The sequence below is a fragment of the Kitasatospora sp. NPDC056184 genome (assembly GCF_042268405.1).
Lineage (GTDB): Bacteria > Actinomycetota > Actinomycetes > Streptomycetales > Streptomycetaceae > Kitasatospora.
Genome location: NZ_JBHJUI010000005.1, coordinates 248357 through 273278, shown reverse-complemented (window position 1 = coordinate 273278; position 24922 = coordinate 248357). Strand labels below are relative to the sequence as shown.

The 24922-nt window shown below is 75.4% G+C and carries 23 protein-coding genes and 1 pseudogene; 14 read left to right on the top strand and 10 right to left on the bottom strand.

The annotated features are described in order from the left end of the window. Positions 1-58 precede the first annotated feature (58 nt). From ACFC0B_RS13190 to ACFC0B_RS13180, 3 genes are read left to right on the top strand one after another with little or no spacing between them, the layout of a single operon-like run. Entirely contained in the window at positions 59-1678 is a 1620-nt protein-coding gene (locus ACFC0B_RS13190) for a flavin-containing monooxygenase (RefSeq protein ID WP_376085582.1), read from the top strand. Then, positions 1675-2697 (top strand): alpha/beta fold hydrolase, encoded by a 1023-nt coding sequence (locus ACFC0B_RS13185; protein WP_376085580.1) that lies wholly within the window; start codon positions 1675-1677, stop codon positions 2695-2697. The genes ACFC0B_RS13190 and ACFC0B_RS13185 overlap by 4 nt, the downstream gene beginning before the upstream one ends. Beyond that, on the top strand, positions 2694-3587 hold the full coding sequence (locus ACFC0B_RS13180; RefSeq protein WP_376085577.1) for an SDR family oxidoreductase: 894 nt from the start codon (positions 2694-2696) through the stop codon (positions 3585-3587). The genes ACFC0B_RS13185 and ACFC0B_RS13180 overlap by 4 nt, the downstream gene beginning before the upstream one ends. A gap of 93 nt (positions 3588-3680) precedes the next feature. On the opposite strand, the gene ACFC0B_RS13175 is transcribed toward ACFC0B_RS13180, so the two are convergent. From ACFC0B_RS13175 to ACFC0B_RS13160, 4 genes are all read right to left on the bottom strand, one after another. After that, positions 3681-4775 carry a serine hydrolase domain-containing protein gene (locus tag ACFC0B_RS13175; protein WP_376085574.1) on the bottom strand — a complete coding sequence of 365 codons (1095 nt, stop codon included), beginning with the start codon at positions 4773-4775 and terminating at the stop codon, positions 3681-3683. Then, a complete protein-coding gene (locus ACFC0B_RS13170; protein ID WP_376085571.1) occupies positions 4776-5753 on the bottom strand; it encodes a DUF6895 family protein in 978 nt (325 codons plus the stop codon). Beyond that, a complete protein-coding gene (locus ACFC0B_RS13165; protein ID WP_376085568.1) occupies positions 5750-6640 on the bottom strand; it encodes a hypothetical protein in 891 nt (296 codons plus the stop codon). The genes ACFC0B_RS13170 and ACFC0B_RS13165 overlap by 4 nt, the downstream gene beginning before the upstream one ends. Positions 6641-6757: 117 nt before the next feature. Further along, entirely contained in the window at positions 6758-6958 is a 201-nt protein-coding gene (locus ACFC0B_RS13160) for a hypothetical protein (RefSeq protein WP_376085565.1), read from the bottom strand. Between the two features lie 188 nt (positions 6959-7146). On the opposite strand from ACFC0B_RS13160, the gene ACFC0B_RS13155 reads away from it, so the two are divergent. Next, positions 7147-7920 (top strand): SDR family NAD(P)-dependent oxidoreductase, encoded by a 774-nt coding sequence (locus ACFC0B_RS13155; RefSeq protein WP_376085562.1) that lies wholly within the window; start codon positions 7147-7149, stop codon positions 7918-7920. 227 nt (positions 7921-8147) lie between these two features. Beyond that, positions 8148-9962 carry an ABC transporter ATP-binding protein gene (locus ACFC0B_RS13150; protein ID WP_376085559.1) on the top strand — a complete coding sequence of 605 codons (1815 nt, stop codon included), beginning with the start codon at positions 8148-8150 and terminating at the stop codon, positions 9960-9962. A gap of 53 nt (positions 9963-10015) precedes the next feature. Here the strand turns inward: ACFC0B_RS13150 and ACFC0B_RS13145 are convergent, their stop codons facing one another. After that, the gene (locus ACFC0B_RS13145; RefSeq protein ID WP_376085556.1) at positions 10016-10684 is read right to left on the bottom strand and encodes a lysophospholipid acyltransferase family protein; all 669 of its coding nucleotides are present in this window, start codon (positions 10682-10684) and stop codon (positions 10016-10018) included. Between the two features lie 216 nt (positions 10685-10900). On the opposite strand from ACFC0B_RS13145, the gene ACFC0B_RS13140 reads away from it, so the two are divergent. Beyond that, positions 10901-11113 carry an EF-hand domain-containing protein gene (locus ACFC0B_RS13140; protein WP_376085554.1) on the top strand — a complete coding sequence of 71 codons (213 nt, stop codon included), beginning with the start codon at positions 10901-10903 and terminating at the stop codon, positions 11111-11113. A 159-nt stretch (positions 11114-11272) separates the two neighbouring features. Here ACFC0B_RS13140 and ACFC0B_RS13135 read toward each other — a convergent pair whose 3' ends face one another. Then, on the bottom strand, positions 11273-13483 hold the full coding sequence (locus tag ACFC0B_RS13135) for a CDP-glycerol glycerophosphotransferase family protein (RefSeq protein ID WP_376085551.1): 2211 nt from the start codon (positions 13481-13483) through the stop codon (positions 11273-11275). 65 nt (positions 13484-13548) lie between these two features. Here ACFC0B_RS13135 and ACFC0B_RS13130 point away from each other — a divergent pair, with 65 nt between their 5' ends. The 3 genes from ACFC0B_RS13130 (at position 13549) to ACFC0B_RS13120 (ending at position 15136) form a co-directional block, all read left to right on the top strand. Next, positions 13549-13674 (top strand): hypothetical protein, encoded by a 126-nt coding sequence (locus ACFC0B_RS13130; protein WP_350542761.1) that lies wholly within the window; start codon positions 13549-13551, stop codon positions 13672-13674. Positions 13675-14127: 453 nt separating this feature from the next. After that, positions 14128-14403 (top strand): hypothetical protein, encoded by a 276-nt coding sequence (locus tag ACFC0B_RS13125; protein ID WP_376085548.1) that lies wholly within the window; start codon positions 14128-14130, stop codon positions 14401-14403. Between the two features lie 277 nt (positions 14404-14680). Then, positions 14681-15136, top strand: a complete 456-nt coding sequence (locus ACFC0B_RS13120; RefSeq protein ID WP_376085546.1) for a YjbQ family protein — start codon at positions 14681-14683, stop codon at positions 15134-15136. A gap of 49 nt (positions 15137-15185) precedes the next feature. Here the strand turns inward: ACFC0B_RS13120 and ACFC0B_RS13115 are convergent, their stop codons facing one another. Continuing rightward, complete coding sequence (locus tag ACFC0B_RS13115; protein WP_376085543.1) at positions 15186-15854, bottom strand: DUF1990 family protein; 669 nt, start codon at positions 15852-15854, stop codon at positions 15186-15188. Positions 15855-15922: 68 nt separating this feature from the next. Here ACFC0B_RS13115 and ACFC0B_RS13110 point away from each other — a divergent pair, with 68 nt between their 5' ends. Next, the gene (locus ACFC0B_RS13110) at positions 15923-16186 is read left to right on the top strand and encodes a hypothetical protein (protein ID WP_376085540.1); all 264 of its coding nucleotides are present in this window, start codon (positions 15923-15925) and stop codon (positions 16184-16186) included. 51 nt (positions 16187-16237) lie between these two features. On the opposite strand, the gene ACFC0B_RS13105 is transcribed toward ACFC0B_RS13110, so the two are convergent. Then, entirely contained in the window at positions 16238-19351 is a 3114-nt protein-coding gene (locus ACFC0B_RS13105) for an AAA family ATPase (RefSeq protein WP_376085537.1), read from the bottom strand. Next, on the bottom strand, positions 19348-20517 hold the full coding sequence (locus ACFC0B_RS13100; protein WP_376085534.1) for an exonuclease SbcCD subunit D: 1170 nt from the start codon (positions 20515-20517) through the stop codon (positions 19348-19350). Before ACFC0B_RS13100 ends, ACFC0B_RS13105 begins: the two co-directional genes overlap by 4 nt. Before the next feature lie 360 nt (positions 20518-20877). On the opposite strand from ACFC0B_RS13100, the gene ACFC0B_RS13095 reads away from it, so the two are divergent. The 4 genes from ACFC0B_RS13095 (at position 20878) to ACFC0B_RS13080 (ending at position 24165) form a co-directional block, all read left to right on the top strand. Further along, entirely contained in the window at positions 20878-21777 is a 900-nt protein-coding gene (locus tag ACFC0B_RS13095; protein WP_376085532.1) for a hypothetical protein, read from the top strand. Positions 21778-22069: 292 nt separating this feature from the next. Further along, positions 22070-22789, top strand: a complete 720-nt coding sequence (locus tag ACFC0B_RS13090) for a hypothetical protein (RefSeq protein ID WP_376085530.1) — start codon at positions 22070-22072, stop codon at positions 22787-22789. Then, on the top strand, positions 22786-23172 hold the full coding sequence (locus ACFC0B_RS13085) for a glyoxalase (protein WP_376085527.1): 387 nt from the start codon (positions 22786-22788) through the stop codon (positions 23170-23172). The genes ACFC0B_RS13090 and ACFC0B_RS13085 overlap by 4 nt, the downstream gene beginning before the upstream one ends. 192 nt (positions 23173-23364) lie before the next feature. After that, a complete protein-coding gene (locus ACFC0B_RS13080) occupies positions 23365-24165 on the top strand; it encodes an SGNH/GDSL hydrolase family protein (protein ID WP_376085524.1) in 801 nt (266 codons plus the stop codon). 136 nt (positions 24166-24301) lie between these two features. On the opposite strand, the pseudogene ACFC0B_RS13075 reads toward ACFC0B_RS13080, so the two are convergent. Next, a pseudogene (locus tag ACFC0B_RS13075) lies at positions 24302-24736 on the bottom strand (nitroreductase family deazaflavin-dependent oxidoreductase); the annotation flags it as partial. Between the last annotated feature and the right edge of the window lie 186 nt (positions 24737-24922).

Here is a 24922-nt window from a genome sequence, read left to right as displayed (position 1 = left end):
GCGTGACCCGCGCCCCGCCCGAAACGGCGACGCGCCCCACCCTCCAGGAGGACGCCGCATGGCATCCAGCACCAAGCGCCCCCGCCCCAGCGCGTCCGACGCCGACGCGACCGTCCCCGACCAGGCCGCGTCTGCCGAGGACCGGCCCACCGAGGGCCGGCCCGTCCCGCACGTCCGGGTCGCCGTCATCGGCTCCGGCTTCGGCGGCCTCGGCGCGGGCGTCCGGCTGCGCCGCGCTGGCATCACGGACTTCGTCATCCTGGAGCGCGCCGACTCGGTGGGCGGAACCTGGCGCGACAACAGCTACCCCGGCTGCGCCTGCGACGTCCCCTCGCACCTCTACTCCTTCTCCTTCGCCCCCAACCCGGACTGGCCGCGCAGCTTCTCCGGCCAGCCGGACATCCGCGCCTACCTGGAGAAGGTCACCGACGTCTTCGGCCTCCGCCCCCACCTGCGGATCAACACCGAGGTCGTCGAGGCCCGTTGGGACGCCGAGCGAACCATCTGGCGGATCGCCACGACGGCCGGCCGCTGGACCGCCGACGCCGTCGTCTCCGCCGCCGGACCACTCGCCGACCCGCAGATCCCCGACCTGCCCGGCCTGGACTCCTTCCCGGGCAAGGTGTTCCATTCCTCCCGCTGGGACCACGACTTCGAACTCGCCGGAAAGCGCGTCGCGATGGTCGGTACCGGCGCCTCCGCCGCCCAGATCATCCCGGCGATCCAGCCGAAGGTGGGGAAGCTGACGGTCTTCCAGCGCACCCCGGCCTGGGTCCTGCCGCGCCGCGACCGGACGATCAGCGAGCTGGAGAAGTGGCTGCACGGCCGGTTCCCGCTCACCGCCAAGGTCCGCCGGGGCGCCCTGTTCGCGCTGCGCGAGATCCAGGTGGACGCCTTCGTCCGGCGGCCCGGCCTGCTCAAGCTGGTCCAGAGAATCGCCGAACGGCACATCGCGGACGGCGTCGCCGACCCGGCCCTGCGCGCCCGGCTCACCCCCGACTACCGGATCGGCTGCAAGCGCATCCTGCTCAGCAACACCTACTACCCGGCGCTGGCCGCGGCCAACACCGAGGTGGTGCCCGGCGGTCTGCGCGAGGTGCGGGGCTCGACGCTCGTCGCCGCCGACGGCAGCGAGCGCGAGGTGGACGCGATCGTCTTCGGCACCGGCTTCCACGTCACCGACATGCCCATGGGTTCCAAGGTGTTCGGGGTCAACGGCACCAGCTTCGCCGAGGAGTGGAAGGAGGGGATGGAAGCGCTGCGCGGCTCCACCGTGCACGGCTTCCCGAACTTCTTCTTCGTCATCGGCCCCAACACCGGCCTCGGCAACAGCTCGATGATCCTGATGATCGAGTCCCAACTCAACTACATGATCGACGCGTTGACCAAGCTCGACAGCATCGGTGCGACCGCCATGCAGCCCACCGCCCGGGCGCAGCGCCGCTGGAACCTCGAACTCCAGCACCGGATGGACCGCACCGTCTGGACCACCGGCGGCTGCCGCAGCTGGTACCTGGACAAGAGCGGCAAGAACACCGTGCTCTGGCCGGGATCGACCACCTCGTTCCGCCGCGCCACCCGGAAGGTCGACCTCACCGAATACGAACTGATCCTCCGTCAGGAGAATCGCCCGGGCCTGCCCGGGACCACCGCCGAGGCCGGGGAGGTCCTGGTATGAGCCGCCTCTCGATCCCCGCCGAATGCCTCCAGCCCGTTCCTGCGGACGAGTTGGCCGTGATCTCGGCCGACGGGACCAGGCTGCACGTCGAGGTCCACGGCCGGCCCGGCGCCCCGACGGTGGTGCTCGCGCACGGCTGGACCTGCTCGACCCACTTCTGGGCGCCGGTGATCCACCGGCTCGCCGACCGGTACCGGGTGGTGGCCTACGACCAGCGCGGCCACGGCCGCAGCGAGATCCCGCCGAGCCGGGTGCGCTACTCCACCCGCGCGCTGGCCGAGGACCTCGCGGCGGTGCTCACCCGGGTCGTCCCGCAGGGCGAGCGGGCCGTGCTGGTGGGCCACAGCATGGGCGGTATGACCGTCATGGCGGGCTCCGCCCGGCCCGAGGTCGCCGAGCGCACGGCGGCCGCCGTCCTGGTCTCCACCGGGCCGTCCGACCTGGTCGACGAACTGCGCGTGGTCCCGGGCGTGGTGCGCTCCCCGGGGGTGCGGCGCTTCCTGCACCGGCAGATCCTGCGCTCCCGGCTGCCGCTCGGACCGGTCGGTCCGCTCACCCGGGCCGGGCTCGGGTACGGGATCATGGGGGCGAGCGCACCGGCGGCCCGTATCGAGGTGGCGGTCCGGATGGTGCACGCCTGCCCGGCCGGAGTCCGGGCCAACTGGGCCCGGGTGCTGGAGCGTTTGGACGTCCGCGCCGGGCTGGCCCGGCTCGTCGCGCCGACGTCCGTCGTGGTCGGTGCCGAGGACCGGCTCACCCCGCCGGTGCACGCGCACCGGATGGTCGCGGCGCTGGCCGACCCGCAGGGGTTGCTCCTGCTGCCCGGGGTCGGCCACATGGCGCCGATCGAGCGGCCGGCGGAGATCGCCGCCGAGATCGACCGGATGGCGACCGCCCATCTGCCGGGCGCCCGCACGGGCGGGGGCGGGAGCGCCCCCGACGGCGCGGCCGCCGCCGACTCCGAGGCCGGCACCGGTCCCGAGACCACCACCGACCCCGAGAGGACCGCCGTCGCATGACCGCCACTCCGCCGCTCTCCGCCCAGGTCGCCGTCGTCACCGGAGCCGCGCGCGGCGTCGGCGCCTCCCTGGCCCGTTCCCTCGCCCGCCGCGGCGCCAAGGTCGCGCTGGTCGGTCTGGAGCCGGAGGAGCTCAAGGCCGTCGCCGCGCAGTGCGGCCCGGACGCCACCGCCTGGGAGGTCGACGTCACCGACGCCGAGGCGCTCACCGTGCTCGCCGCGCGGATCAAGGAGCACTACGGCCGGATCGACACCGTCGTCGCCAACGCGGGCATCGCGATCGGCGGCCCGCTGCTGCAGAACGACCACCGGGCGTTCAGCCGGGTGATCGAGGTCAACCTGCTCGGCAGCGTGGCCACCGCCCGGGCCTTCCTCCCGGTGCTCGCCGAGAGCCGCGGCTACCTGCTGCAGATCGCCTCGCTGGCCGCGCTCACCCCGGCGCCGCTGATGAGCGCGTACTGCGCGAGCAAGTCCGGGGTGGAGGCCTTCGCCCACGCGATCCGCGCCGAGGTCGCCCACGAGGGCGTCAAGGTCGGTGTCGGCTACCTGAGTTGGACCGACACCGACATGGTGCGCGGGGCCGACGAGGACGCCGTGCTCAAGCAGATGCGCTCCCGGCTGCCGTGGCCGGCGAACAAGACGTACCCGCTGGAGCCGGCGGTGGACCGCCTGGTCGCCGGGATCGCGCGGCGCTCCGCCCACGTCTACGCCCAGGCCTGGCTGCGGGGCATGCAGCCGGTCCGCTGGGCCCTGCCGTCGCTGATCGCCCTGACCGGCTCCCGCGACGTGGCCCGCCTCGCTCCCCAGCTCGCCGCGACCGCCGCCACCCGCCTGCGCGCGGTCGGCGCCGGCGGAGCGGCCGACACCGCGGCCCGCTCCGATCGGCACTGACGAACGGCGGCTGACGACTGACAGCTGACAGATAACAGATGACAGCTGACAGATTTCAATATCTGTCAGCTGTCATCTGTCAGTCGTCCCGTCTCACTCCCCGCCCACCCCCCGGGCGAACTGCTTGAAGACGTCGTAGGCCGCCTGCGCGAAGTTGCCCCGCCGGCTCGGGCCGGCGTTGCAGAGGGCGGCGACGGCGGTGGCGGTCTGCGGGCAGAACGCGATGAGCGTGGTGCAGCCGCGGGTGCCGCCGGAGTGGAAGAGGAGTTCGCGGCCGTCCTGGGTCCGCCGATGGTTCCAGACCAGGCAGAGCTGGTCGCCCGATCGCGGAAGCCTCAGCCGCGGCCGCTGCACCTCCCGCAGGGCGTCCCCCAGGGCGTCCCCGTAGGGCGACCCGCCCTCGCCCGCCCGCAGATGCGCGGACAGGTACCGGAGCAGGTCGGCGCCGCTGGCCCGGACGGCGCCCGCGCCCGGGAGGCCGGGGATGCGCCACGGCGGCAGCGGCCGCCCGTGCCGGTGGCCGATCGCCCGGTGCGGCGAGTCGGGCGAGCAGGTGGTGGCGCGCATCCCGAGCGGGCGGCAGATCCGGTCGGCGAGCAGTTCGGCGTAGCCGGCGCCGCGACCCGCCTCGGTGAGCAGCCGCCCGAGCAGCCCGACCCCGAAGTTGGAGTACCCGAACCGTTCTCCGGGCCGGTGCCGCACGGTGGTCCGGGCGAGGCCGGCCCGCAGCCGCCTTTCGCCGTACGCGGCGTACGGGTTGCTGCTCCAGGCCGCGACGGCGCTGGTCAGCAGCCCCGGGGGCAGTCGCGGGAGCCCGGACGTGTGGGTGGCCAGGTGGAGCAGCCGGATCGGCCCGCCGTGCCGGACGTCGGCGGGCCGCCAGTCGGCCGGGAGGTGCCGCTCCACCGGGTCGTCGAGGGCGAGTTCGCCCCGTGCGGCCAGGTCGGCGAGCAGCAGGGCGGTGAACGTCTTGGTGATGGAACCGAGTTCGAAGACGGTGTCGGGAGTGCAGGGTTCGCCGGCGGTGTGGTCCACCCGTCCGGAGCACCGCACCGCCCGGCGCCCGCCCTGGGCCACGGCGAGCGTCACGGCGCTCGCACCCGGCCCGGCGGCGCGGACCAGCCGCGCCAACTCCCGCTCGCCCCAGGTGCCGGGGGCATCCAGGGCGGCTCCTCCGCGGGACGCCACCTAGTTCTCCGGCGGCGCTCCGGCCGCCACCGCCGGCACACCCGCGGACACCCCGGTCGTGCCGCCGAGGGCCCGGGCCAGTGTGGTGGTGGCGGCGACCACGGCGACCACGGCGGTGTGCCCGTGGTCGGTGAGCAACTGGGCGGGATCCCCCTCCGTCGCCGTGTTGGCGTCCTTGGGCAGGAGCCCGTCGGGCTGCTGGGCGGACGCCAGCGCGGCCCAGCCCGTCGTGCCGTGGTCGAGCTCGCCGATGCAGGCGGCGACGATGAGGAGTTCGCCCACGAGGTCCCAGTGGCCGACCTCCTGCCACACGTCGAGCCAGGCCGGCAGCCAGTCGCGCAGGTAGTCGCGGATGTGGGCGGGCAGGCATTCGGGGCGGGCGCCCCAGTCGGTGAGGTGGAAGACGGAGTGCGTGACGTAGTAGGCGGTGAGCCAGTCGATGATCCACGGCTCGGGCGTGGCGCCCAGCCAGGTGGCGGCGGCGAGCTCGTCCCAGTCCTCCAGCTGGTCCAGGCCGATCACGCGCCGGGCGTTGGCCGAGGCCAGGCGGCGGCTGGGGAGCTGTTCGGCCGCCCGGACGGAGTGCAGCCGGTTCAGCGTCGCCAACTGCTCCTCGAGGGCCGGGTGACGGAAGCCGGCCCGCGCGAAGTGGACGTAGACCTCCAGCGGGTCGGTCATCAGCGGGTAGCGCAGCTGTCGGTCGTACAGCAGGTCCCCCTCGCGCAGTTCGGCCCAGGCGAGGTCGATGACCTGGCGGGCGATCCGCGTGTCGTCGGCTCCGGCGACCCCCTCGCGCAGCAGCAGGCCGGTGGCCAGGGCGACTTCGCCGAGCGGTTTGTAGATCTCGTTGGGATTGGCGAGGTCGGTGGTGACGTCCTCCTGGAAGCCGCCGAGGCCGCTCTCGTAATAGGAGTGCAGCCAGCGCAGCGACTTGGAGCCTACCTGCTGGGCGATGCCGATGATCTGACTGTCCGTCATGCCGCCGCTCCGTCCGGGGATTCGCCGGTGTGCCCGTGCGCCGGCCGGTTCGTGGGCCGCGCGGGCGGTGAGGGTGTTCCGGCGGCCGTCGTGCCGGCGCCCGACAGCAGGTCGGTGATGGCGAGTTCGAGCCACATGCGGGAGCTGCCGTCGCCGACCGCGCGGATCCGGTCCAGTACGGGGCCGAGTTCCAGGTGTGCCGGGCCGCCGTCGGCCTCGTTCCAGGCCAGCCAGCGGGAGAGCCGGGCGGCGGTGCGGTAGTCGCGGCGGAGCATGGAGCGGGTGACGCCGCGCGCCAGCGTCAGCGAGTGGCGGCGGGCCAGTTCGTGCACGGGACCGTCGAGCCGGGGGAGGGCGAGGGCGGAGAGCCGGGCCATGGCCACGGACCATTGAGGCCAGTCGCCCGCCGCCGGTTCCGGGGGGCGGACCGGGTCGGGGCCCGGTGACGGGAGGGGGCGGCCCGCCAGTTCGACGAGTTGCGCGGTGGCCCGGTCCCGCCAGGCGTTGGCGAGCGCGGCGCCCGTCGGGGCCGGGCCTGCCGCGGTGCCGCCGGGCGCGGGGGAGGCCGCGCTCATCGGGAAGGTGTCGAGGGCCTCGGCCGCGGTGTCGGCGGTCGGGCCGTCGAGCGGCAGGCCGGCGAGCAGCCAGGGGGCGAAGAGGTCGGGCCCCAGGACGCGCACCGCGGCCAGTTCGGCTCTGGCCGGGGGGCCTTCGGCCGGGAGGGGGCCCTCGGGCGTGGCGTGGGCGGTTCGGGCGGTGCCCGGGGCGGAGGGGCGGGTGGTCGCGGCCGGGTCCCCGGCGCCCCGGAGGGCGTCGAGGACCCGGCCCGCCACTCGCTCGACGGCCGCCGCGTACTCGTCGCGGAGTGTGGTGTCGGCGAACGGCATGGAGTGGGATTCTCCTGTCTGGAGCGTGCTCAGGACCTTCGGGACCGGTCGGTCGAGGCCTCGGTCCGGCCGACGACCAGGTCGAGGCCTCGACCTGGTCGACCGGGATCCGGGGGTCTACCGGGTCTTCTCCTTGGGCTGCTTGTGCGGCGAGAGCAGGAGGAGCCCGAGGAGCAGGAGCAGGCCCGCGGCTTCGGGCTGGTACGTGGGCGCGTCGCTGACGGCCGCCTCGTCCTCCGTGATCAACGTACCGAGCGCGTCGATCTCGGCCTGCGTGGCGAGCGGCGCCCGCGTGGTACGGGTGGTCTGAGCAAGCATCTGAGTGCCTCCTCATCGGATCTCCACCGCCTGGTCCGGCGGTGCCCCCCTCGATCGACGATACGAGTGCGAACCGACCGGCGCCACCCCTGTACGCTCCGTCACCGCGGTCACGGAGAGGCACTCCGGCGCGGCGCAGCGGTGCCACCGGGCTGTCGCGGGTACTCGGGAGTAGATACGGTCGCTGCATGACCACTGCCTTGATCACCGGCGCGACCGCCGGCATCGGAGCCGCGTTCGCCCGCCGGTTCGCGCGGAGCGGCTACCGGCTCGTCCTGGTGGCCCGGGACACCGAGCGGCTGGAACGTTCCGCCACGGAACTGCGGGGGAGGTTCGGCGTGGAGGTGGAGGTGCTCGGCGCGGACCTGGCCACCGACGAGGGCATCGCGGACGTCGAGGCCCGACTGTCCGACGGTGCCCGCCCGGTGGACCTGCTGGTGAACAACGCCGGCTTCGGCAACCGGGGCGCGTTCTCCACCGTGCCGCTGCAGGACGAGCTGGACATGCTGAAGGTGCACATCGAGGCGGTGCTGCGGCTGACCACGGCGGCCCTGCCGGGGATGCGCGAGCGCCGGCGCGGCGCCGTCGTCAACGTGGCCTCGGTGGCGGCGTTCCTGCCGCGCGGCACGTACGGGGCGAGCAAGGCCTGGGTGGTGAGCTTCACCCAGGGCGTGATGCGCGACCTCGGCGGCACCGGGGTGCGGCTGATGGCGCTCTGCCCGGGCTTCACCCGCACCGAGTTCCACCAGCGGGCCGGCATGGGCACCGACAACATCCCGGCCTGGGGCTGGCTGTCCGCGGAGCGGGTGGTCGACGAGGCGATGCGCGACCTGGCCCGGGGACGTTCGGTCTCGGTTCCGAGCAAGCGCTACAAGCTGGCGGTGGCGATCGCCCGGGTGCTGCCGTCCGGGAAGCTCGGCGGCGTCTCCTCCAAGGCGGCCCGCACCTACCGCACCACCTGAGGCCTGCGGCGCGCCACCGGGGCCGCGGCCGCGGCCCGGGCCGGCGGCGGGACGGTGCGACCGGGCGTCCGGGCGTCCGGGCCGACATCGCGGAGGGCCTCTCACTATTAGCTTTGCTAACTATGAGCCTCTCTCGTTATGCTGGCGACCGCCCGACCGCCCACCCGCCGTCGGCGCGCGCCCCCGGGCGCCGCGCCCGCCCGGCCGTCCGAGGGAGGCTGCCCGCCGTGCGCCCCGAAGGCATCCAGTGGACCCCGCCCGCCCGCGCCGAGGGCGACCCGCGCCCGCCGACCCCGTGGCGCCGCATCCTCGCGCTCTTCCGCCCCTACTCCGGGCGCCTCGCCGTCGTCGGCCTGCTGGTCGCCGCCTCCGCCGTGGTGTCGGTGACCACGCCGTTCCTGCTGCGCGCCGTCCTGGACACCGCGATCCCGCAGGGCCGCACCGGGCTGCTGACCGCCCTGGTCCTGGGCATGGTCGCCGCCGCCGTGGTCAACAGCATCTTCAGCGTGCTGCAGACCCTGATCTCCACCACCGTCGGCCAGCGGGTCATGCACGATCTGCGCACCGCCGTCTACGGCCACCTCCAGCGGATGTCGCTGGCGTTCTTCACCCGCACCCGCACCGGCGAGGTGCAGTCCAGGATCGCCAACGACATCGGCGGCATGCAGTCCACGGTGACCTCCACCGCGACCTCCCTGGTCTCCAACTTCACCGCCGTGATCGCCTCGGTGGTCGCCATGGTGGCGCTGGACTGGAGGCTGACTGTCGTCTCGCTGCTGCTCCTGCCGGTGTTCGTCTGGATCAGCCGCCGGGTCGGCAACGAACGCAAGAAGATCACCGGTGAGCGCCAGAAGCAGCTCGCCGCGATGAGCTCGGCGGTGCAGGAGTCGCTCTCGGTCAGCGGCATCCTGCTCGGCCGCACCATGGGCCGCGCCGACTCGCTCTCCCGCGAGTTCACCGGCCAGTCCGAGCGGCTGGCCGAGCTGGAGGTGCGCGCCTCGATGGCCGGCCGCTGGCGGATGAACACCATCCAGATCGTGATGGCCGCGATGCCCGCGGTGATCTACTGGGCGGCCGGCATGACCGCGGCCGGCGGCGCCCCGATCGTCTCGGTCGGCACCCTGGTCGCCTTCGTCTCGCTCCAGCAGGGCCTGTTCCGCCCGACCGTCGGCCTGCTGGCCACCGGCGTCCAGGTGCAGACCTCGCTGGCACTCTTCCAGCGGATCTTCGAGTACCTCGACCTGGCCGTGGAGATCGACGAGCCGGAGCACCCCGTCACCCTGGACACCGTCCGCGGCGAGGTCCGCTTCGAGGGCGTCGACTTCCGCTACGACCCGGAGCAGGAGCGGCCCACCCTCGGCGGGGTGGACCTGCGGATCCCGGCCGGCGGCTCGCTCGCGGTGGTCGGCGAGACCGGCTCCGGGAAGACCACGCTCAGCTACCTGGTGCCCCGGCTCTACGACGTCACCGGCGGCCGGGTCACCCTCGACGGGGTCGACGTGCGCGAGCTGTCCTTCGACACCCTCGCCCGCGCGGTGGGCGTGGTCTCCCAGGAGACGTACCTCTTCCACGCCTCGGTCGGCGACAACCTGCGCTTCGCCAAGCCGGACGCCACCGACGCGGAGCTCGTCGCCGCCGCCCGGGCCGCGCGGATCCACGAGACCGTCGCCGCCCTGCCGGACGGCTACGACACCCTGGTCGGCGAGCGCGGCTACCGCTTCTCGGGAGGGGAGAAGCAGCGCCTCGCGCTCGCCCGCACCATCCTGCGCAACCCGCCGGTGCTGATCCTCGACGAGGCCACCAGCGCGCTGGACAACAGCACCGAACGCGCGGTCCAGGAGGCCATCGACACCCTCGCGGCGGGCCGCACCACCATCACCATCGCGCACCGGCTCTCCACCGTGCGCGCGGCCGACCAGATCGCCGTCCTGGACCGCGGCGAGGTCGCCGAACTCGGCACCCACGAGGAACTGCTGGCGGCGGACGGCCGCTACGCCGCGCTGCTGCGCCGGGAGTCGCCGGTCGCGGCCGCCGCCCCCTGACGCCGCCCCCTGACGCCGGCCGCTCCGGCCGACCGGCCTCCGGACTCCTCCGGTCAGGCGGCCTTGGGGACCTCGTTGTACGTCTCCACGACCTCCTGGCCGGAGAGCCGCTGGATCGCCGCCATCACCTCGTCGGTGACCTGGCGGCGGGCCTTGAGCGACCGGGCCTGCCCGTGCAGCTCGTCGAAGTGCAGCGGCTCGCCGAAACGGACCGTCACCTTCTTGAGCCGCGGCACCCGCTTGCCGACCGGCAGGATCCCCTCCGGCCCCTCCAGCGCCACCGGCACCACCGGGACGCCGGCGGTCAGGGCCAGCCAGGCCACACCGGTCTTGCCGCGGTAGAGCCGGCCGTCCAGCGAGCGGGTGCCCTCCGGGTAGATGCCGAAGGCCTTGCCGTCCTCCAGGATCTCCAGCGCCCGCTCCAGCGAGGCCTGCGCGGACCGGTAGGTGCCGCGCTCGACCGGCACCGCGCCGATGCCCTGGAAGAAGCCGCGGGACAGCGCGCCCTTGAGACCGGTGCCGGTGAAGTACTCGGCCTTGGCCAGGAAGTGCACCCGGCGCGGCGCGGTCAGCGGGATCACCACGCTGTCGATGAAGGAGAGGTGATTGCTGGCCAGGATGACGCCGCCCTTGCGCGGCACGTTCCCGAGGCCCTCGATGGTGGGCCGCCAGATCCCCCGGGCGAGCGGTTTCAGCACCAGCCTGGTGACGAGATCGAGCATGGTCCCTCCCTGGACGAGCACGCCCGAGAGGTGCCCGGGCCTGGGGTTACGACGAGCGGCGTTCGATGGGCCCGGCCGGGCCGGGATCAGACCCGCAGACTACGACACCCACCCCGGCGGCCGTCCACTCCCGCCGACCGTGGCGCTCACCACGGCCGGGTAGGGTACGGCCGTCGGAAATACACATCAGCTGCTGATCACCCCAGGGAGGGACCCATGGCAGACGTCAACGACATCCGCGCGGCGTTCGACAAGTACGACGTGAACGGCGACGGCCGGATCACCGCCACCGAGTACGCGCTGGTCGCCCGCGAGCTCGGCGACCTCACCACCTCGATCGCCGTGGCCGAGGCCGTCATCAGGACGATGGACACCAACCACGACGGCGAGCTGACCTTCGACGAGTTCCTGGCCGCGCGCCAGGGCTGACGCGGACGCGGTCCGGACGGGGCCCCGGGGCGTTCCCCCGGGGCCCCGTCGTCGCGTTCACGCGCGCCCGCCCTCCCCGGTCGGTCGGCGTCGCAGCGTCCCGGGCCGCAGCGTCCCGGGCCGGAGCGGCGGTGTCCCGGGCCCGAGCCGCCGCGGGGCTCAGCCGGTGGTCGGGAACACCCGGCGGACCACCCGCTCCGCCGCCCCGCCGTCGTCCCACGGGCAGAACCGCTTGCGGAACTCCGCCCGCGCCGCCGGCTCCGGGTCCCCGGCCAGCAGCGCCGCCGCCAGCCCTGCAGGATCCGTCGTCAGCGCGCCCGGCGGCTGCTCGAACAGGTCGAAGTAGACGCCCCGGTCCCGCTTGTACTCCTCCCAGTCCGGCGCGAAGACCACGATCGGCCGGTCCAGCACGGCGTAGTCGAACATCATCGACGAGTAGTCCGTGACCAGCACGTCCGCCGCCAGGTAGAGGTCCTCCACGGTCGGGTGCGCCGACACGTCCACGATCCGCGCGGAGCCCTCCTGCTCCGTCAGGTCGCCCGGGCCGCCGGTGTGGAAGTAGTGGGTGCGCACCAGCAGCGTGAACCCCGGCCCCAACTGCCGCGCCAGCTCCCGCACGTCCAGCAGCGGCACGTACCCGCCGCGCGCCTCCCGGTGGGTGGGCGCGTACAGCACGGCGGTGCTGCCGGGCGCCAGCCCGAACCGCTCGCGCATCGCCGCCGTCTCGGCCGGCGTCGCGTCGGCCAGCCGGTCGTTGCGCGGGTAGCCGGTGTCCAGCATCTCGTAGCGGCCGGGGAAGGCGCGGGCGAAGTGCTCGCTGGTGTGCGGGTTGGAGGAGACCAGGAAGTCCCAGCGGTCGACGGCCTCCTGGAGGCGGTCGAAGTCCATCCCGTCCGCGGCCACCGGGTGGTCCCTGAGGTCCATGCCCATCGCCTTGAGCGGCGTGCCGTGCTGCGTCTGGACGTGCACCGTGCCGGGCCGCTTCACCATGGTGCGCGGGAAGTTGACGTTGTTCACGAAGTACTTCGCCGTGGCCATCGCCTTCAGGTACGCCGGGGTGTTGACGATGACGTACGGCACGCCGTCCGGCAGCGTCGCCGCCTGCGTCCGGTTCTCCACCACCCAGACGCCGCGGATCGCGGGCGCCAGCTCCTTCGCCTTCTCGTAGATCGCGGCCGGGCTGCACGCGTATCCGCGGTGCCAGTACGCCGCGTACACCGCCAGCTGGGGGTCGAGCGGCATCCGGCGGAAGGCGTTGTACGCGGTGAACCGGGCGCTGCTGCGCACCCCCTTCCTCAGGGCCGGCGCCACCGCCCTGGCCCCGCGCTTGAGCTCGCGCGGCAGCCGCCCCGTGCGGCGCAGCTCCGCGTACGCGCGCCGGGCGCCGCGCGCCGCGAGCCGGTACTGCACCCCGCGCACGCCCCCGGGGAAGCGGTAGCCCACCGGGCGGTGCCGGGCGAAGTGCTCGGCGATCCGGCGGAAGAACTCGGGCCGCAGCCCGACCGGGACCAGCCCGGGGGTGTCGTAGACGGTGAGCGCCTGCTGCACGGTCCGCTCGAAGACCAGGGTGCGCAGCGCCTCCGGGACGGGCCGGCCGGGGCGGTCGGGCCGGTCCAGGAAGGCGAAGATCGCGTCGTACTGGGCGAAGGCGTCGGCGTGCTTGGCGGAGGCGGTGCTGGTGATGGCCCCGGCCCGGCCGCGCCGGTAGAAGTAGCAGGGGCGGTCGAGGTAGCGCAGCCGATCGGCGGCGAGCAGCGCGGGGTAGGTGACGGAGATGTCCTCGTAGTAGCCGCGGCCGAAGGAGACGCCGAGCCCGAGCAGGAACTCCCGGCGGAACACCTTGTTCCAGACCGACATCACGGTCCTGAACAGCGCGGGGTGCTCGGCCAGCGTGCAGCCCGCGGCGAGCGGGGAGCCGGCCAGCACGTGCCGCCAGGGGTTGGGCTCGGTGCCGCCGTCGGGGTAGACGTGGGTGAAGTCGGTCAGCAGCACGTCGACCGGCGGCTCGCCGCGGCCCTCGCGCTCCGCCTCCGCGGTCAGCTCGTCGAGCAGGGCGGCCACCGTGCCCTCGGGCACCCAGTCGTCGCTGTCGACGAACCAGACGTAGTCGCCCCGGGTCTCCGGGAGGGCGGCGGCGCGGGCGCCGCCGAGGCCCTGGTTCTCGGCGAGGTGGAGGACGCGCAGGCGCGGGTCGCGGGCCGCGTACCCGTCCAGGATCGCGCCGCAGCGGTCGGGGGAGCGGTCGTCGACCGCGATCACCTCGAAGCGGGACTCGCCGGCGGGCGTGTCCGCCAGGAGGGAGTCGAGGCAGCGCGGCAGGAAGCGCTCCACCCCGTGGACCGGGAGCACGATGCTGAGGAGGACTGGCACGCTGGCCGAGTCTACCGAGGCGGCGCAAGGGCGGAATGCGCAGGTCCGCAACGCCGGAACCGCCGGTGCCGGACCCCGTGCGGGGCGGCACCGGCAGCCTGGTGGCGGCCCGGCCGACCCTCTACGGCCGGCCGCCGGTCCGGGCACCGCCCGAACCTGGCCGCCGCAGCGTCGAGGCGGCCTGGCAGTAGGCACGGGGGAGCCGGAATCTTCATCAGTCGAACACGGCGGTGGGCGCGGCTCACGCCCGCGTGGTCGCTACAGATATTGCTTGGAGCCAGGGCTCGCGTCAATCCCTCGTCTGTGTTCACTTCCTAAACGGATAACCCTATCGATCCGGGGATGCGGCCGCGGTTCCCGGCGGCCGCCCGGCGGACACGGGACGTGCGGGACCGGCGGCGTCGCGCGCCGGGCGCGCGCCACCGCGGCGGGCGCCGGGTGCGTGCCCCGGTGAACCCGCTGACGGACGGCGGGTCGTGCACCGTCATTGATGCCTAGTCGTGACCGGCCCGGCGGCCCCTGGTGCGGTGTCAGTTGACGCCGCACGGTACGGTGGCAGAACACCGGGACGGTTGCGCGAAGACCGTCTGTCGCGGATAGTCTTCGCCTCACGGCCCTGGCGCCTCGTAGGGGTGGGAAATCAGATGGAACACATGCAAGTGCGGACTCGGCCCCGCGTGCCGGCGATCCAGTGCGGCGTCGGCGCGACCGGCCGCCGGATCGACCGACACCTGGCTGTGCTCGGCGCGCCCGCACTCCCGGCGGTGGACACCGCCGAGGCGCTCGGGTTGATAAGGGAGCTGACGCCGCGCGGCGTCGGTGCCCCGACCGCGCCGCCGCGCCGCCACGCGCGGGTCAGGCTGCTGGCGCCGCTGCGCCGGCTGCGGCGCGGACTCTTCGGCGGGCGCGGACGCGGCTGAGAGGCCGCTCGGCCTCCGGGCGCACCGCCGCCCTCCGCGCGCACCCGCATCGACCCGACGGATCCCCGGCGACCGTCGGGTCTTCGGCGTTCCCGGGACCGGGTCGTTTCCGGGCTGCTCCGGCGCCGGCTCGGTACAGGTTCGGTGCCGGCTCTGTGCCGGCTCTGTGCCGCCCGGGATTGGTCTGAACCTCTCAGCCTACGCCGACCCGCCCCACCGGCGCCGGGAGTCGGCGAGGCTGGCCGGACCGCCCCCGGACGTGGGCGAGGATGGCGCCATGGCGGACCACACCCACACCCCCCACGCCCCCCACTCCGCGTCCTTCCGGACCGAGACCTTCGAGATCACCACCGGCAGCCGCGAGGTCGCGCTCGACATCACCGACCGCTGCGCGGCCTTCCTCGACGGGCACGCCGTCGGCCGGGACGGCCTGCTCAACGTCTTCGTCCCGCACGCGACGGCCGGGATCGCCGTCCTGGAGACCGGCTCCGGCAGCGACGACGACCTGCTGACCACCCTGCGCGAGCTGCTGCCCGCCGACGACCGCTGGCGGCACCGGCACGGCAGCCCCGGCCACGGCCGCGACCACGTCCTCCCCGGCCTGGTCGCCCCGCACGCCACCCTGCCGGTGATCGGCGGGCGGCTCGCGCTGGGCGTCTGGCAGTCGGTGGTCCTCGTCGACACCAACGGCGACAACCCGCGGCGGACGGTCCGGCTCTCCTTCCTGGGCTGAGCGGGCACGCGCGGCCCCGACCGGTCGGCCGGGGGCGGGCACGGCAGGGCTACCGGCCCGGCGCCGTCCCGTCCCCGACGGCCTCGACGGCGGTTCCGGCCTCGACGGCGGCTCCGTCCCCGAAGGCGGTTCCGTCCTCAACGGCCTCGACGGCCTCGACGACCGAGGCGAGGTACCTCTCGATCGCCAGGTACTGGCAGAGCACGGCGACCGGGCGGCCGAGCCGGGCGTACCAGGAGGCGAGCCGGGCGAAGGCGCTCACCTCGAACCACACCTCGCCCGCCGCGTCCATGGACACCGTGAACGCCTCCTCGCCGCGCTCCGGGTGCCCGGGCAGCGTTCCGTAGGCGAAGCCGATCCGGTCCGGCTCGTCCACCGTCCACACCACCCGGCACGGGATCACCAGCCGGGGCCACCGGCTGCCGGGCAGGGCCAGGCGCAGCAGCACGGTCGCCCCCGGCTCGGCGGGCGCGTGCGGGTACACGGCGAAGCCGGTGCCCAGCTGGCAGCCCCAGCCGAGGACGAAGCGCCCGGCGCGCGCCAGCACCTCCGGGCCGTGCCCGAGGTGGACCCGCCGCCGCAGGTGCGCGTAGCCCTCCGGCAGCCGGGTGCCCCGGGTGGCGCCCACCTCGCGGTAGCTGGGCGCGGCAGCCCGGGCGGCCAGCAGCCGGCGCTCCAGGGCGGACGACGGGCGTGCGGTACCGGGCGAGTCGGGCATGCGGCCACCGTAGCGCCCGCCCTCGGAGCGCCTTGCACGGGGCCCGGCCGAGGAGTAGAGAGGGCCCCATGAGCGAAACAGCCGTGAACGACAGTGTCCTCACCGGCGCCCCGGGAACCGACGGAGCCGCGGCGGCCGACCAGGTCTGCGTCCTCGCCCCGGCCGGCGCGGACGCGGTGGCGGCCCTGCTGCCCGACCCGGACCTCACCGGCCCGCGCGCGGACTGCGTGCTGTGCGGCGAGCCGACCGAACTGCCCGCCGACCACCCGGGCAGCACCCTGTGCCCCGTCTGCACGTGGCAGCAGGCCCAGCGGATCGCCTGCTCCGGCTGACCGCGGGCGGACCGGCCCCGTCTCCGGCCCCGACCCCAGTGCAGGCGCCGGTCAGGCGTCCTCCCGCCCCGCCAGGGCCAGGGTCGAGCCGTGCCGCCCCTTGCGGACCAGCAGCTGGGCCGGGATCCGGCTGCGCAGATCGGCGACGTGGCTGACGATGCCGACCGCGCGGTCCCGCTCGCGCAGACCGTCGAGGACGTCCATCACCTCCTCCAGGGTGTGCTCGTCGAGGCTGCCGAAGCCCTCGTCGATGAACAGGGTGTCCAGCGGCATGCCCCCGGCCTCGTCGGTGACCACGTCGGCCAGGCCGAGCGCCAGGGCCAGCGAGGCGAAGAAGCTCTCGCCACCGGAGAGCGTCGCGGTGTCGCGCTCCGTTCCGGTCCAGGCGTCCACCACGCGCAGCGCCAGCCCCGAGCGCTTGTTGCCGGTGCCCCGGTCGTCGCTGTGGACGAGGGTGTAGCGGCCGCCCGACATCCGGACCAGCCGGTCGCTGGCCGCCGCCGCGACCTGCTCCAGCCGCGCCGCCAGGACGTACGACTCCAGGCGCATCCGGAGCCGGTTGTCGGCCGAGGTGCCGGCCGCCAGCGCCGACAGCCGGCTGATCCGCGCGTACCGGTCCAGCTCCGGGGCGAGCGAGCGGGCCAGCTCGGCCAGCTGCCGCCCGATCGCGGCGAGCGCCTCGCACCGCACCCGGGCCGCGTCCCGCGCCGCGTGCGCCGCCCGCAGCCGGTCGGTGGCGGCGCCGAGCGCGGCGCGGGTGCCCGGCAGGTCGGCGGACGGCAGGGCGGCGGCCCCGGCCAGCTCCGGCTCGGCGAGCCGCCGCTCGGCCGCCGCCAGCTCCGCCCGGTGCCGGTCCAGCCGCTGCTCCAGCCGCTCGCGCTCCGGCCGGGGCAGCAGGACGGCGGCGGCGTCCTGCGCGTTCGCGAACCCGGCCGCCACCGCGGCGCCGGCCAGTTCGTCGTCGGCCCGCTTGAGCTGGTGCGCCGCCTCGGCGGCGGCCCGGGCCGCGCCCGCCAGCGCCGCGACGGCCGAGGCCAGCCGGTTCAGGGCGGCCGCGCGGGCCGCCACCGACGGCGCGTCGCCCCGGGCCGCCGCCACCCGGGCACCCAGCTTCTCCTGCTCGGCGTGCAGGGTCCGCGCCTGGGCGGCCAGCTCGGCGCTCCGCTCGCGGGCGTCGGCCAGCGCCGTCCGGCGGACGGCCTGCTCGGCGGTGAGCTGCTCGATCGCCCGGCCCGCGGGCCCGAGCCCCTCCGCGACCCGGAGCGCCTCGCGGTGCTCGCGCTCCAGCCCGGCGAGCGCCTCGGCGAGGGCGCCGACGGGCTCGTCACCGGCCGCGCCGGCGGCCGTCGCCCGGCGCACCTGGAGGCCGGACAGCTTCCGCTCCGCCGCCTCGGCGGCCTGCTCGGCGGCCGTCTGGGCACGCCGGGCGCGCTCCTCGTCCTCGGCCCGGACCGGCTCGCCGACCGGGCGGGCGGGGGCGGGGTGCTCCGTCGAGCCGCAGACCCGGCACGGCTCCCCGGCACCCAGCCGCGCGGCCAGCTCGGCGGCCATCCCGGCCAGCCGGCGTTCCCGGAGGTCCAGCCCGTACTGCCGGGCGTCCAGCGCCTCCGCTTGCAGCGCGAGCGTGCGGGGCCGGGCGTGGTCGATCTCCAGGTCGAGCCCGTCCCGCTCGCGGGCCGCGGCCAGCCGGGCGGCCAGCTCCGCGCGCCGGGCGTCCAGCCGTTCGACCCGCCCGGCGGCGTCCCGGGCGGCGGACTCCTCCGCCCGGAGGGCGGCCAGCCGGGGCTCGAAGTCGGCCAGCCAGTCGCCCGCCTCCTCGGCGAGGTCCTCGGCGCGCCGCAGGTCGGCCGTCAGCGCCGCCCGCGCGCCGTCCAGCTCGGCGCACTGCCGCTCGTCCTCCCGGGCCGCCTCCAGCCGCACGACCTCCGCACGCAGCCGCCGCTCGGCCTCGGCCAGCTCCTCGGCCTCGGCGTGCGCCGGCGCCGGACCGCCGTGCGCCGGGCCGCCGTCCGCCGGCACGTCCAGCCCCGCCGGGCCGTCGGCGGCCCCGGCCAGCACCGCGCGGTGCCGGCGCTCCTCCTCCCGGGCCCGCCGGTACGCCTCGGCGGCGCGCTCGCGCAGGTGCAGCACCGACTCGACGCCGACCGCCGCCTGCGCCGCCGCCAGCCGCTGCCGGTCCGCCGCCCGGGCGGGCTCGTCCTCGGCGAGCCGGGCCGCCTCCCGCACCGCCTGCCGGTGCCGGTCCTGCCGGTCGGCCAGCTGCTCGGCGGCCTCCCGGGCCCGCTGCGCCGCCCGGTGCGCCTCCTCCGCGCCCGCCAGCGCGGCCCCGGCGACGGTCAGCTGCTCGGCCGCGCCGCCGCGCAGCACGGCCGCCCAGCCCAGCACCCCGGCGGTGAGCTCGGTGTCCGCCGCGGCACCCGCCGGGCCCGACTCCTCCGTTCCCGGCACCGGGCCCGCGGCCGGCTCGGCGCCCGGGCCGGCCGCCTGCTCCGCCTTGCTCGCCAGGTCGCGCAGCTGCCGGCGCCCCGCCTGGACGGCGGCCTCGTGGGCCCGGCGCTGCTCGGCCAGCCAGGCCTCGACGGACTGGAACCGCTCGGTGTCGAACAGCCGGCGCAGCAGCTTGCCGCGCTCCTCCGAGTCCGCCCGCAGGAACCGCGCGAAGTCGCCCTGCGGCAGCAGCACCACCTGGCAGAACTGGTCCCGGCTCATCCCGATCAGCCGGTGGACCTCCTCCCCGGCCTCCTGGTGCGACTTGCTGACGGCCCGCCAGCCCGGCGCGCCGTCGCCGGTGCCCGCGCCGTCCGCGGACCACTCGCGCAGCAGCGTCCGGGCGCGTTCGAGCGTCATGCCGCGGCCGACCTTCTTCGGCCGCGGCTGCTCCGGGATGCGGGTGATCTCCAGCCGCCGCCCGCCCAGCGTCAGCTCCAGCCGGACGGTGGTCAGCCGGTCCGGCTCGGCGTGGTCGCTGCGCAGCCGGTTGGCCCGGCGGGCGCCGGGCACCTCGCCGTAGAGGGCGTAGCAGACCGCGTCCAGCACGCTGCTCTTGCCCGCGCCGGTCGCGCCGCGCAGCAGGAACAGCCCGCCGGCGGCCAGCGCGTCGAAGTCGACCGCCTCGGTGCCCGCGAAGGGGCCGAAGGCGGTCACCGTCAGCCGGTGGAGTCTCATCGGGGCAGCTCCGCCTTCCGGTCGGTGGTCTCCCGGACGCGCTCGAAGCCCTCGCGCAGCCAGTCCAGCTCCTCGGCGTCCGGCGCGGCGCCGGGGCGCACATGCCGCAGGAAGCCCTCGGCGATCTCCAGGTCGGTCCGCCCGCCGACCCGGGCGGCGTAGGACGCGGAGGCGGCGGCGGTGGTCTCCTCCGGTTCGAAGAGCAGCTGGAGGGTGTGCGGGAAGCGGCGGCGCAGCCGCTCCATCGGCTCGCTCGGGCGGCTCGGGTCGGTGAGGGTGGCCTGCACCCAGGCCTGTTCGGCGGCGGTGTGGCGCTCGTCGGTGAGCAGGTCGTCGAGCCGGCCGCGCAGCCGGGCCAGCGGGCGGGGCACCGGGCAGTACACCCGCTCGGCGGTGACCGCGCCGTCCGCCGCGAGGTCGACCAGCCACATGCTCTTGCGGTGCTCGTGCTCGGAGAAGGAGTAGGCGAGCGGGGAGCCGCTGTAGCGCAGATGCGGGGCGAGCGTCTGGCTGCCGTGCAGATGGCCGAGCGCGGCGTAGTGCACGCCGTCGAACACGGCGGCGGGGACGGCCGCGACCCCGCCCACCGCGATGTCGCGCTCGCTGTCGCTGGGCTCGCCGCCGGTGACGAAGGCGTGCGCCAGGACCACCGCGCGGGTGCCGGGCGGCCGGGCCGCGAGGTCGGACCGGACCTGTTCCATCGCCGCGCCGAGCACGGCCGCGTGGCCGCCGCGCGCCAGCCCGAACCGCTCCCGGATCAGCGTCGGCTCCAGGTACGGCAGCCCGTAGACGGCGACCGGCCCGTGCTCGTCGGCCAGCAGCACCGGCTCGGCGCACTCGCCCGGATCGGTCCGCAGGTGGACGCCGGCCCGGCCGATGAGCCCCGCGCCGACGCCGAGGCGGCGGGCGGAGTCGTGGTTGCCGCTGATGAACACCGTCGGCACGCCGAGGTCGGCCAGCCGGTGCAGCACGTCGTCGAACAGCGCCACCGCCTCCAGCCCCGGCAGCGCGCGGTCGTACACGTCACCGGCGACCAGCACGGCGTCCACGCCTTCGTCCCGGACCACCGCCACCAGGTGGTCCAGGAACGCGCGCTGGGCGTCGTGCAGGCTCTCCCGGTGGAACGATCGCCCCAGGTGCCAGTCGGAGGTATGCAGCAGTCGCATGGTCCCCGACCATAACGGGCGGCACCGACAACCCGGCACGGAACGGAACCCGCCGTCCGTCCCGCCGGTCCTCCGGGCCTCCCGCCGACGGTCGCGCTGGGTCGATTGTCAGTGACCGTGTGTATGGTCGCGATCGCCGGGAGCCGAGGGGCTCGTGGGGCCGGTGCGCCAGGTGTGCGACGGGTCTGGACGGCGGGAGGAAGGGGCGTGGTCGTGCGGGACGGGATGCGGGACGGGATGCGTGGCGGGAGTGCGGGGCGGCGCCGGCCCGGGCCGGTCGGCCCGGGGGCGCGGGGCTTCGGCGGGCGGCCTCCGGGCGGCGGGCCGGGTGGTCCGGAGGGCGGGCCGGGCGGGCCCGGCGTGCGGGGACGGCGGTGGGGGCGGCCGCGCGGGGCGCCGCCGCCGCAGCCGGTGGCGCTCGCGGTGGTGGTCCGCGCGGCCGACTTCGCCGACCTCGCGGGGCACGGGCTGTTCGGCGGGCTGTCCTTCCGGGCCTACCTGCGACGCGTGGCGGTCCAGCTCAGGGCGCTGGCCGGGCACGGTTTCGAGGTCCACCTGCGGGTGCTGGACCCGGTGGACTACGAGGAGTACTGCGAGGCGCTCGGCTTCGACCCCGCGGACGCCGCGGCCCGGGTCGCTTACGCGGCGGATCCCGAGCTGGCCGGGGAACCGTTCGTCCACACCGGGCAGCGGCTGGCCGTGCTGCTCCCGGAGCTGGCCGACGACCACCAGGCGAGGGTGCGGATCACCATCGCGATGGCGGCGCTGCTGGCGGCGGTCGGCGAGGGGCCGCCGGCCGAGCGGCGGCTGGTGGCGGTGATGCGGCACGCGGTCGAGGTCGGGTCGGCGGTGGCCGCCGGGGCCGGTGACGGCCTCCACCTGCTGACCCTGCGCTGCCACGGCCCCGAGGACGGCGAGGAGCTGACCTCGGCGAGCGACCTCCTGGTGGAGCGGGGCCGGTTCGCCACGGCCGGGCGGGACGGGGAGGCGTTCTGCGTGACGCTGGCGGCGGGGCTGGCCGCCGGCGGCGCCGGGGCGATGGTGCTGCACGGGGATCCGGCGGTGCCCGGCGGGCAGACGGTGCGGGGCTGGGCGCTGCACGGCGGGCGGCTGTGGCCGATGACGGTCCGGGAGGTGCTGGACGAGCTGGCCGACGACGTCGGCCGCGGCCTGCCCTTCCCGCCGGCCGTCGTCCCGCTGCCGGGCTTCCCCCTCCCGGTGCCGCCCGCGGCGGAGGACGGGGGTGGGCCCCTGGACTGACCGGAGCCGATCGGAGCCGATCGGAGTCGAACGGAGTCGATCGGGGCGGACCGGGGCCGACCGGGCTGACCGGGGCGTTCGGTCCCCGGTATCCACCAAGCGGCGCTGGGGACTGTTCATCGACCGCCTGTTCGGGGAAGATTTCGGGAAAGATCAACAGTGGGAACGGCCGGTGCCCCACGCCGCCGCTTCCGCCCGATCGGCCCCGAACCGGGCACCGCGAACGTCCCCGTGCACCGCGAACGTCCCGCGCCCCCTCGGTCCGGCGAGCCCGACACCGAAGGGGGGACGCATGAGCCGGATCGAGTACAGCGCGGAGATCGCCGAGCTGCTCGGCCGGGTACGGCGGCGTCCCACCGCGGGCTGGCCGTGGCGGCCGGGCGAACGGGTGCCCCCGGGGCTCGCGGTCAAGCAGTCGTGGGGGTGGCTGTTCGCCCCCGACGGCCGGGTGCTGACGCTGGTCAACCCCAAGGACGGCATCGTCTCGCTGCCCGGCGGTTCGCTGGAGCCGGAGGACGCCGGCGATCCCGGCTCCGCGCTGGCCCGGGAGGCGGGCGAGGAGGCGCAGGCGCTGATCGGCACGGCGTACTACCTCGGGTACCTCTACGATCGGGTCGGCTCGGCGAACGGCGGGAACGAGTGCGCCCGGGTCCGGATGGCCGCCGCGCTGCGGGCGGTCGGTCCGAGCGCGCCGGACCCGGCCTCGGGGCGGCACTACCGGCGGCTGCTGGTGGCGCCGGGCCTCGCCGTCGAGCTGCTCGGCTGGGGCACACCCGGCCTGCGCCAGGCCCGGGCGGCGGTGACGGCCGCAGTCCGGTGGCTCGGCGTGCCTGCGGCCGCCAACGAGACGATCGAGGAACTGCCGGTCGACGGCTGCGAGGTGTTCCCCGGCATCGCCGCTCCCGCCCCCGCCGCTGCATCCGGCGCGGCGCCCGCCGTGCCGGAGCGCCCGGCTGACCGTCCGACGGACCGCCCGGCGGATCACCCGTCGGGTCGGCGCGGTGTCCGGTGAGCGCATCGCGGCCGCCCCGCGCCCGGGGCCTGTTCCACCACGTGGAGCTGTGGACGGACGACCTGGAGGTCGCGGCGGAGCAGTGGGGTCCGGTGCTGCTCGCGCTCGGGTGCGAGCCGTTCCAGCACTGGCCGAGCGGCCGCAGCTGGCGCCTCGGTGACGCCTACCTGGTGATCGAGCAGTCCCCGGCGCTGCTGCCGGGCGGTCACCAGCGGCTGCGGGCCGGCCTCAACCACCTCGCCGTGCACGGCGGCCGCCCGGCGGTGGTGGCCGCGCTCGCCGCCGGCTGGACGGTCCGGGTGGACACCGGCGAGGCGGTCCACCTGATCGACCGTCAGGGATTCGAGCTGGAGATCGTCCTCCACGACGGCGAGCCCGAGTAGCCGTCGGCCGTCGGACGGGTGACGCCCCGTCCGGTGACCGCCGGCGCGCGCCCGGTCGCCCGTAGTGAGCAGGGGGCGCGTTCACCCCCCTGTTGTCGGACTGTTCGTCAATTGACTTGGCATGACAGCTTCACATGAAAGCTACCGCCTGGTATCACATTGCGTGACACACGTCACTACCGGGAGACTCTCATGCCACGCCCTGCCCGAGTCATGTCCGCCGCGGTCACCGCGGCCCTCCTGTCCCTCACCACGCTGGCCACGGCCGGAACGGCCCACGCGGCCGGTGTCAACTACGTCGCTCTGGGCGACTCGTACTCCGCCGGCGTCGGTGCCGGCAGCTACACGAGCGAGAGCGGGAGCTGCAAGCGCAGCACCAACGCGTACGCGTACCTGTGGAAGAACGCGCACGCGCCGACGTCGTTCAAATTCGCCGCCTGTTCCGGAGCCAGAACCGGTGATGTGCTCAACACCCAGGTGGCCTCGCTGAGTTCGACCACCACGCTGGTCAGCATCAGTATCGGCGGCAACGACGCGGGCTTCGCGGACACGATGCAGACCTGCGTCCTGGACTCCGAGAGCGCCTGCCTCAACGCCGTCGCCACCGCCAAGAACTACGCCACCAGCACGCTGCCCGCCCAGCTCGACAGGGTCTACTCGGCGATCCGCGCCAAGGCGCCGAACGCCCGGGTCGTCGTGCTCGGCTACCCGCACATGTACAAGGTCGGCGGCAGCTGCATCTTCGGCATCGGCGACACCAAGCGGGCGGCCATCAACGGCGCCGCCGACACGCTCGACGACGTCATCGCCAAGCGCGCGGCCAACGCGGGCTTCGCCTTCGGCGACGTCCGCTCGATCTTCCGCGAGCACGAGATCTGCGGCTCCAGCACCACCTGGCTGAACAGCACCACGCTGCCGGTCGACGAGAGCTACCACCCCAAGGCCGTCGGCCAGTCGGGCGGCTACCTCCCGGTGTTCTCCGCCCAGGTCTGAGCGCCCGCCCGGGTCCGAGCGACGGTCCGGGCCTGAGTGCCGGCCAGGGTCCGAGCACGTACGCGCTCAGGCCCGGGCGGGCCGGGCCCGCCGGTCCCTCACAGGGGGAGGGACCGGCGGGCCCGTTCGCTCAGCGGCGCTCCAGGGCCACCACCGGCAGCACCCGCCGGGTGTGCCGCTGGTAGTCCCCGTACCCGGGCGCGGCCCGGACGACGTCCGCGAAGAGCCGGTCCCGCCGCGCGCCCTCGGCCGGGACGGCGACCGCGTCGAACGCCTCCTCGCCGAGTTCCACCCGTACCGCCGGGTGGGCGACCAGATTGCGGTACCACTGCGGGTCCTCGGCCGCCCCGGCCGCCGAGGCGACGACCAGCAGCAGGCCCTGGGCCCGCACGAAGCCGAGCGGCACGGTGTACGCCCGCCCGGTCCGCGCGCCGACGGTGGTCAACAGCAGCAGGTCCCCGCCTTCGAAGGGCCCGCCGACCCGCCCGCCGTTGGCGCGGAACTCCTCGATGACGGACTGGTTGAACGACAGGGGGGACCGAGAAGAGGAAGAGGAAGAAGATATGGGCATGTGTCTGGACTGATCTCCGAACAGGGGGAACGGACGACCGCTGACCTCGGCCGCGGTCGTGCGGAAAGGTCAGGAAAGGGGAGCGGAGTACGGACTCATCGCGCGTCGTCTCTCGGTGTCAGGTGCCGGCCCGGTCGCCGGCCGGCCCACATCTCCTTGGCCGGCGCCACGCTGCACGCGCCCCAT